The organism is Peptoniphilus sp. (assembly GCF_050943655.1).
Classification (GTDB): Bacteria; Bacillota; Clostridia; order Tissierellales; family Peptoniphilaceae; genus Peptoniphilus_A.
The window spans coordinates 1-8,241 of record NZ_JBMNPQ010000064.1; the positions used below are offsets into that span (position 1 = coordinate 1).

Below are 8,241 nucleotides of genomic sequence, written 5' to 3' on the forward strand. Positions count from 1 at the left end.
GTCGCAGACTGCATACTTCTATTTGCATACGACAGAGTCGAGTCTTTTCCAGTTGATGTTTGGATAAAAAGGGTTATGGAAGAGCTATACCTTAAGGTCGAGACACCAAAGAGTAAAATTGCATCAAGAGGTAGAGATGTATTTGGAAAAAATGCAGGTTTTGCCAATCAATATTTATTTTATTATGGAAGGGAAAATAAGTTAGGTAAGTGAAATGGCAGTAATAATTGATGCGCTGGGCATTTTAATTGGCGGTTATTTTGGAGCTAAAGCTGGTGGTCGAATATCTCTAGATATTCACAGAGAAATAATGAAATACTTGGGGATTTGCACGATAATTATTGGCATAACATCGGCTCTTCTTGGCGACATGATTATAATGCTCTCATCCATTGTTATTGGAGTACTTCTCGGCACTCGCCTTGGCTTGGATAGAGGTCTAAATAACTTTGCACTTAAAATGCAAAATAAATATGTAAAGGGAAAAGATTCAAACCTCGCAGAGGGTTTTGTTACGGGGACACTTCTCTTTTGCATAGGCTCCATGAGTATAATTGGATCCATTGAGGCAGGGATTAGAGGAAATAACGAAATACTCCTTGCAAAGGCAATGCTCGACTTGATATCTGGATTTTTCCTTGCAGCAAGTCTTGGAATTGGAATATCAGTCTCATCAATTTCTGTTTTAATCTATGAGGGAGCTATATTTATACTGGCAAGTCTTGTTGCACCTATTATGACAGAAGAAATAATAAATAATATTTCTGGCACAGGCGGCATCATAATAATTGCAATTGGACTAAACATGATAGGACTAACGGATATAAAACTTGCAAACTCACTTCCGGCAATTCTTGTGCCGATTATTGTGGGAATATTTAAAATAATTATTTAAGGGGCAGCGGCCTCTTTTTTTTATACAAACGTGAAAGTGATATATCAAAAAATATGAAAATTCTTCTAATAATGTTATAATAAAAAAAGGGAGTGAGAAATTGAAATTAAAAAAGAAGCACTTCTTTATAGGTTTAATTATAATATTTTTAATCGTGCTACTGATTACGATTTTTGGAGAAGACAACAAAAAGAGAACAATTGTAAGGCTTAAAGGAGTCTCTGTAGTTGAACCTATTAAAGATTTTAATATAAATAATAAATCTGTGTTTATATGGGCAGATCCAGTACTTTACATAAGCGACAAGGAAGGCAATATTCTAAAAAAAGTTCAGACAGATGGCGAAGATGTAGAGGCTTATTTTTCTAACAATTACGCCTTCTTGTATGAAAAGGATTTAGGTAAAGTTCAAATTTATTCTGAAATGGGCGAGCCGATTAACACTGTAAAGATAAATGGCGAGATATTTAATATAAGTTATGAAAATGCAAATATGGTCTTTCACGTAAAAGATGGCGACAAGGAAAAACTTCTTACGCTCCAAAATGACACGACTCTCACAGAAGTATATGAGACGGGAAACCAAATTTTGACTCACGACATAAGTAGCGAGGACAAATATTCTGTGGCTGAGCTTGTAACTCATGCAAATGGCTATACTAGCGTTGTGTATCGCGTTGATGGAAATAACAAATACAAAAAAGAGTTGGCGCACGAGATCGTCATGTTCATTAATAATGCAAAAAATTCCACATTATTTTTGACAGACCAAAAGCTATATAGGCTGATTGACGACGAAAAAATTTATGCAGAATATGTGCCAAATATTTCAGACATCTTTACAGAGGGCAGAAAGACTTATATACTCCATTCAGGAATAATTACAGAGTATAATTACAAATTAAAAGAAACAGATAAGCACATAATTGCAGCAAATGTAAATCACATGACGAGCATTTCCGGCTCAATTTATGTCTATGGGCCAAGCGATATTGGTGGAGAGATTGGCACAAGTGGCGAATTTTACACAAGGCTTGGCTATTCTCTAGACAAGATGCAAATTAATGGGCTTACTATTGGAGCTCTAAGAAATGGCGAGCTAAACTTTTATAAAGTGACAAGCACAAACCTACTTCAAGATAAAGATGCTCAGCTTGACACTAATTATATCGAGAGGTGAATAGATGGAAAATAATGTTGGAGAAACGGTAAAAGATGTTGACACGACCTTAAGATCCACTTTTAACGGTTTGGTTACATGGGAGAGATTTGTAGTTGTCTTAATAGTAATTGTGACTATTTTTGTCATTTTAAAACTTACGGACAAGTTTATAAATAGACAGCTAGATCAAGATAAAGTTAGAAAACTTGGATCATACAATAGAATCGTTACAGTGTCGCACTTAATTAGGCGAATTATAAAGATTACTCTATTATTTATTGGAATAACAATAATAATGAGCGTCTTTAATATATCTGTTGCGCCAATACTTGCAACACTTGGTGTGTTCTCACTGGCAATTGGGGTTGGGGCACAGGACCTTGTAAAAGACCTTATAAATGGATTTTTTATAATATTTGAAGATCAATATGCCGTTGGCGATATAGTTACAATAGAAGATATTACAGGAACTGTGGAGTACTTGGGACTTAGAGTTACAAAGATACGCGACTTTAATAAAGTCCTTCACATAATACCAAATAGCAAAATCGACATAGTTGCCAACAAACAAAGAGGAGATGCGAGAGTTGTCATTGATTTTTATGTAGATAACTCAGAAGATCCTATAAAAGTTCAAGAACTAATCGAGACGGGAATTGCAAAGTATTCGAAAGATGATAAGATGGTCAGAGGCCCAGAATTTTGGGGTGTTACAGAAAATGGCTCTAGCTATTACAAAATGACTTTGGTCTATTTTACAAAGCAGGGCGATCAATACGATTTAGAATATGCAATAAGAGCAGAGATATTAAAAATAATGCAAAGAGAAGGTATAAAAACTCCTAGAGTAAAAAACGAAATTTGGAGGTAATATGCTAAATTATGAACTTGGGGACATTGTCACTTTAAAAAAGGGACATCCCTGTGGCGAAAACAAATGGGAGATAACAAGAAAGGGCGTCGACATAAAACTAAGATGCCTTGGATGTGACAGAGTAGTTTGGATGAGCCGTATGGATTTTGAAAAAAGGGTAAGAAAAATTCTAGTTGATGATAAATTTATAAGTATAGTACATCACAAGAAAGAAGGTTAAAAAAATGATGGATGTAAAAGAAATTTATGATGCTAAGGAAAGGTTAAAAGGTCACATTAAAGAGACGCCCGTAGTTTATGCACCAAACTTGGGAGACGATGTTTATCTAAAAGTAGAAGTACTACAAGATACAGGATCTTTTAAACTTAGGGGAGCATTTAACAAAATTGCAACACTTACAGAAGAAGAAGCAGAAAAAGGCGTAATAGCATGTTCTGCTGGAAACCACGCACAAGGAGTTGCAAAATCAGCAACAGAAAGAGGCATAGAATCAATAATCTGCATGCCTTATCACGCACCACTTTCAAAAGTTGCAGCGACAAGAAATTATGGAGCACAAGTTGTTTTAGTAAAAGATTCCTTTGACGATGCAGCGGCCTATGCAGACAAACTATCAAAAGAAGAAGGCTACACATTTATCGCACCATTTGACGATGAAAAAGTAATCGCAGGACAAGGAACAGTTGGACTTGAAATATTGGATAAACTTCCAGATGTAGACATAATTGTAGTGCCAATTGGTGGTGGAGGACTTATCTCTGGAATTGCACTAGCAGCAAAGAGCATTAATCCTGATATCAAAATAATTGGAGTACAAACAAAAATCTCTCCAGGGATGTACGAATCAGTAAAAGAAGGAAAAATCGTAACAGTAAAGGGCGGCTCAACAATTGCCGACGGAATTGCAGTAAAAACTCCTGGAAACATTACTTATGAAATGACTAAAGAATTAGTCGACGACATAGTCTTAGTAACAGAAGGCGAAATATCTTCAGCAATACTTACACTACTTGAACAAAATAAAATCATAACAGAAGGAGCAGCAGCATCAACAGTTGCAGCACTTATGTATAAGAAGTTTAACCACAGAGGCAAAAAAGTATGTTGCGTACTATCAGGCGGAAACATTGACGTAACTCGCGTATCAAAAGTTATCGAAAAAGGACTTTATAAGACAAACAGAAGAATGGAACTTAGAGTAAAACTTAACGATGCACCGGGCGAACTTACAAATCTTACAAAATTACTTGAAAAAGAGGGCGCAAACATTGTCCAAATAGGACAACATATAGACGTAGTAAGTGACACAATCGACTCAATGATAGTAAATGTAGTAGTTGATACAAGAAACCTTGATCACCAAAACGCACTGATAACAATGCTAAACGAAAACTTCTACGTGTTCAAAGTAAAATATAACAATCCACAGTTTTAAAAAATAAGACTAAAGAACCCACAGCACTTGTGGGTTTTTTTAATTGGATTTAGTGGGGATTGAATATACTTTTAAAGTCATTTGTTTGTTATTTTGAAGTCGAGGAATCTGTACCTAGTGGAGAAATAACCTAATCGTTTTGATGAAAAAACCCCCCACCTGTCATCTCGAGCATCAGTCGAGGGATCTGCAAAATATTCGAGTGAGAACTAATCGTCTTAACTAGAAGACCTTACGAAGAATCATAAAAATAAAGAATAAAATAAACGAAAAAAGGTATGTCAGAGGAACCGCTCAAGGACCGCTAGGCCAAGTAACGTTCCCCTGACATATCCTTTTTTCTATTTATAAAGAATTTGGAAAGCCTCCCTCCCGTCATCCCGAGCGTTAGTCGAGGGATCTGCAAAGTATTCAAGCGAGAACTAAGCGTCTTAACAAAATAACATCAAGGAGTAACAAAACCCCTCGGGAAACAGCCTAAACACCTGTCGTCACCTCTTACTCGTCATCCCGAGCGTTAGTCAAGGGATTTGCAAAGCATTCGAGCGAGAACTAATCGTTTTAAAGAAAAAACGTGAAGGAGAATCACTCCAAGACGTGTTCTCATTAAGACGAGCACACATCGCCACCATAACCCTACAGATCCTTCGACGCGGAAAATAAATTTTCCTTGCTCAGGATGACGCCCCCACACTCCGTCATCCCGAGCGTTAGTCGAGGGATCTGCAAAGCATTCGGGCGAGAACTAATCTTCTTAACAAAATAACATCAAGGAGTAACAAAACCCCTCGGCAAACAGCCTAAACACCTGTCGTCACCTCTTGCCCGTCATCCCGAGCGTTAGTCGAGGGATCTGCAAAGTATTCGAGAGAGAACTAATCGTCTTAACAAAATAACATCAAGGAGTAACAAAACCCCTCGGCAAACAACCTAAACACCTGTCGTCACCTCTTACTCGTCATCCCGAGCGTCAGTCGAGGGATCTGCAAAGCATTCGAGCGAGAACTAATCGTTTTAAAGAAATAGCGTAAGGGAGAATTACTTCAAAACTCTTTCTCATTAAGACGACCACACATCGCCACCTTTACCCTAAAGATCCTTCGACGCGGAAAATAAATTTTCCTTGCTCAGGATGACGATGGAGGGGGTTTTCTCCATATAAAGCGGATAAATCATAAGTACAGGAACGACTTATTTGGAACACGGCGTCTGCTCCCCGTCATCCCGAGCGTCAGTCGAGGGATCTGCAAAGCATTCGAGCGAGAACTAATCGTTTTAAAGAAATAGCGAAAAGGAGAATTACTCCAAAACAAAATTTGGTTAAGACGACAACACATCGCCACCATGACCCTACAGATCCTTCGACTACGTCGTCGCGAAGCTCCTCCTCCGCTCAGGATGACTCCAGAAAAGGTAACTTCAAAACACTTCCTTAAACTATCCATTCTATTTTAAACAAATAAACAAACAAAAAAATAAAGGCATATTTAAATGCCTTTATCACCTGTAGAGATCTCTACTTCCAAATTTTATTTTGCTATTGTTTAATGTTTTTTGGTCTGGCTGACCATATTTATCTACCAGAGATCTTATAAGCACAGCTACTTCTGATCTTCTCATTGATCTTTTAGGATAGAAGTTTCCATTTTCATATCCTTTTAGAACCCCCGCTTCGACAAGTGCTCCTACATAGCCCCTAGCTGATGCTTTTATTGTGGATGCATCTTTAAATTCATTTGTGGCAGAAGCATTTGGCTTTAATGAATACATGTAGCCCAATATTTCTGCAACTTCTTCCCTACTAATTTCTCTGTCAGGATTTAGAGGTCCAGTAGTCGGTGTCAAGTAACCGGCCTTTATTCCTTTAGCCACATCATTGTAGTACCAGTCCGATGTTTTCACATCAGAAAATGTTACTGTGTAAGTTTTGTCTAGCTTTGCCAAATTATTTATTACTGCATAAAACTCTGCTCTAGACATACTTTCATCTGGCCTAAAGGTATTGTCTTCGTAACCTTTCATTATCCTATTTTTAGTGATGACATTAATGGATTTGGATGCCCAATGGCCTCTTGTGTCGTTAAAAGATCTTGCAAACACAGAACTTGTTAGAATTAGTGTCGATGAGATAAAGATCAATGAAACTTTTTTAAAAAATTTCATCTATATCACCTTCAATTTAATTATATATAAAATGTTGGAATTTATCACAGAAATTGTTTTAAGATTGTGTTACAAAGTGACTTCCTTTGTAACATTAATGAAACAAATAAAAAGAGAGCGGTTTATGTATTAATTTACCACTCTCTAAGGGAAGAAAAAAGATGATAAAGTTTTCACTTCTCCTATATTGTACTTTACTGGGATATAATTGTCAAGGGTTTTATGAAAATATTTTCAAAGTTTTTCTCATTCGTTAAACTCTGTTGTTTACAAGCTTTATGGGCAACATTTTGGATTATTGTAAATAAAATAATTATGTTTTCAATAATTTCTTATTTTTAGCCTTTATGTTAAAATGATAAAGAGGTGATATTGTGTTAAAAGATATAATTTTAAAAAGACGTTCTGTCAGAAAATACAAAGATAAAGAAGTAGATAGAGAAGTGTTGGAAAATCTTCTAATGTATGCATCAATGGGTCCATCTAATGGCAATTCACATCCAGTTGAATTTGTTGTAGTTGATGATAAGGAAAAAATCCAAAAATTATCTGAGATGAACTCCTTTGCCACAATGTACTTGGCAGGAGCACCAGCTATTGTAATTGTAATTGCAAATACAGAAATCTGCAAAACTTGGGTTGAAGAGTCTGCGATAGCAGCAAGTTATTTGCAACTTCTATGCGAAGAAGAAGGCCTTTCAACTTGCTGGATAAATGTTGTTGAAGGCAAAACTCAAGACAAAACTGATTACAAAGAATATTTCAAAAACGAATTTGGCATAAAAGAACCTTACAGAGCTGCATGTCTTATCCCAATTGGATACAAGAGAATGGGCACAAAGGATCACGAAGAATTCGACATTAGCTCAAAGGTTCATTACAACGAGTTCTAAAACTTTTGTGAGTTAAGTGTCTGATTCTATGAAGATTAACTCGCCTTTGTTTTTACAAATGAGGAGCAAGTAGTGGTTGGCAAAGTACTCCACTTCACTTGTTCCTTTATTTTTTGACTTGGCATAAATTTCATATTCCTCTGGATAGCCTATCGGCATGCCCTTTTCCCTAGCATAATTAATATCGGATTTCACATAGCCATTAGTATCATCTAGCTTTCTAAGATTTTTATTGCGACTTAGCTCACTTTCAATTCTATAAGCCTCATCATTTGGAACAATTAACTTAACAGCACTTATTCCGTCACCATGAAAGCTAGGCTCCTTGTAAATCTCCTTATCCCTTGTAGCATTTTTAGAAATATCCACATCAAAAACATAGGAAACTCTCTTGGCAGCCTCAATTCTATTGTCTGATAAAAAATAAAGACAAACTGCACCAAGTATGGCCAAAACAAACATCACAAAAATAGTTTTTTTAACATAGTTATCTTTCATCATTCGCCTCGTATTTCAAAATATCTGACACATCACAGTTAAGAGCTTCGCAAATCTTCTCAAGAGTCGAGAACCTAATTGCCTTTGCCTTATTGTTTTTAAGAATAGACAAATTAGGAAGAGTTATATCCACAATCTCCGAAAGCTCAGTGAGCGTCATTTTATTTTTCGCAAGTTCCACATCTAAATTAACAATTATCTTTCCCATAAAAACCTCATATAGTCAGATCATTTTCTTCTTTTAAACGGGTTCCCTCGGCAACAAGGTCCGAAAGAATGAAGAAAACTTGTGACAACAACAAATAAATAAAAATACCAAC

10 protein-coding genes and 1 pseudogene are annotated in these 8,241 nt (G+C 36.3%); 7 read left to right on the top strand and 4 right to left on the bottom strand.

Translation table 11 applies throughout. The features are described from left to right. The 6 genes and pseudogenes from ACOX6R_RS06290 to ilvA all read left to right on the top strand — a co-directional run. A pseudogene (locus ACOX6R_RS06290) lies at window positions 1–213 on the top strand (8-oxoguanine DNA glycosylase); the annotation flags it as partial. Between the two features lies 1 nt (window position 214). Next, window positions 215–895, top strand: a complete 681-nt coding sequence (locus ACOX6R_RS06295; protein ID WP_433448398.1) for a DUF554 domain-containing protein — start codon at window positions 215–217, stop codon at window positions 893–895. Between the two features lie 100 nt (window positions 896–995). Then, window positions 996–2,075 carry a hypothetical protein gene (locus ACOX6R_RS06300; protein ID WP_433448400.1) on the top strand — a complete coding sequence of 360 codons (1,080 nt, stop codon included), beginning with the start codon at window positions 996–998 and terminating at the stop codon, window positions 2,073–2,075. A gap of 4 nt (window positions 2,076–2,079) precedes the next feature. Then, window positions 2,080–2,928 (top strand): mechanosensitive ion channel family protein, encoded by an 849-nt coding sequence (locus ACOX6R_RS06305; RefSeq protein ID WP_433448402.1) that lies wholly within the window; start codon window positions 2,080–2,082, stop codon window positions 2,926–2,928. 1 nt (window position 2,929) lies between these two features. Continuing rightward, complete coding sequence (locus ACOX6R_RS06310) at window positions 2,930–3,151, top strand: DUF951 domain-containing protein (RefSeq protein WP_433448404.1); 222 nt, start codon at window positions 2,930–2,932, stop codon at window positions 3,149–3,151. A 7-nt stretch (window positions 3,152–3,158) separates the two neighbouring features. Next, complete coding sequence (gene ilvA, locus ACOX6R_RS06315; RefSeq protein WP_433448414.1) at window positions 3,159–4,367, top strand: threonine ammonia-lyase; 1,209 nt, start codon at window positions 3,159–3,161, stop codon at window positions 4,365–4,367. Between the two features lie 1,500 nt (window positions 4,368–5,867). Here ilvA and ACOX6R_RS06320 read toward each other — a convergent pair. Beyond that, window positions 5,868–6,530, bottom strand: a complete 663-nt coding sequence (locus ACOX6R_RS06320) for an S-layer homology domain-containing protein (protein ID WP_433448406.1) — start codon at window positions 6,528–6,530, stop codon at window positions 5,868–5,870. A 374-nt stretch (window positions 6,531–6,904) separates the two neighbouring features. Here ACOX6R_RS06320 and ACOX6R_RS06325 point away from each other — a divergent pair, with 374 nt between their 5' ends. Then, on the top strand, window positions 6,905–7,423 hold the full coding sequence (locus tag ACOX6R_RS06325) for a nitroreductase family protein (protein ID WP_433448408.1): 519 nt from the start codon (window positions 6,905–6,907) through the stop codon (window positions 7,421–7,423). A 12-nt stretch (window positions 7,424–7,435) separates the two neighbouring features. Here the strand turns inward: ACOX6R_RS06325 and ACOX6R_RS06330 are convergent, their stop codons facing one another. Genes ACOX6R_RS06330 through ACOX6R_RS06340 form a run of 3 tightly spaced genes read right to left on the bottom strand, consistent with a single transcriptional unit; the run spans window position 7,436 to window position 8,235 of the window. After that, window positions 7,436–7,921 (bottom strand): hypothetical protein, encoded by a 486-nt coding sequence (locus ACOX6R_RS06330; protein ID WP_433448410.1) that lies wholly within the window; start codon window positions 7,919–7,921, stop codon window positions 7,436–7,438. Beyond that, window positions 7,911–8,129, bottom strand: a complete 219-nt coding sequence (locus ACOX6R_RS06335) for a helix-turn-helix domain-containing protein (RefSeq protein ID WP_433448412.1) — start codon at window positions 8,127–8,129, stop codon at window positions 7,911–7,913. The genes ACOX6R_RS06330 and ACOX6R_RS06335 overlap by 11 nt, the downstream gene beginning before the upstream one ends. A 7-nt stretch (window positions 8,130–8,136) precedes the next feature. Beyond that, window positions 8,137–8,235: a hypothetical protein gene (locus ACOX6R_RS06340; RefSeq protein WP_433448416.1), complete on the bottom strand. Its 99-nt coding sequence runs from the start codon at window positions 8,233–8,235 to the stop codon at window positions 8,137–8,139. Between the last annotated feature and the right edge of the window lie 6 nt (window positions 8,236–8,241).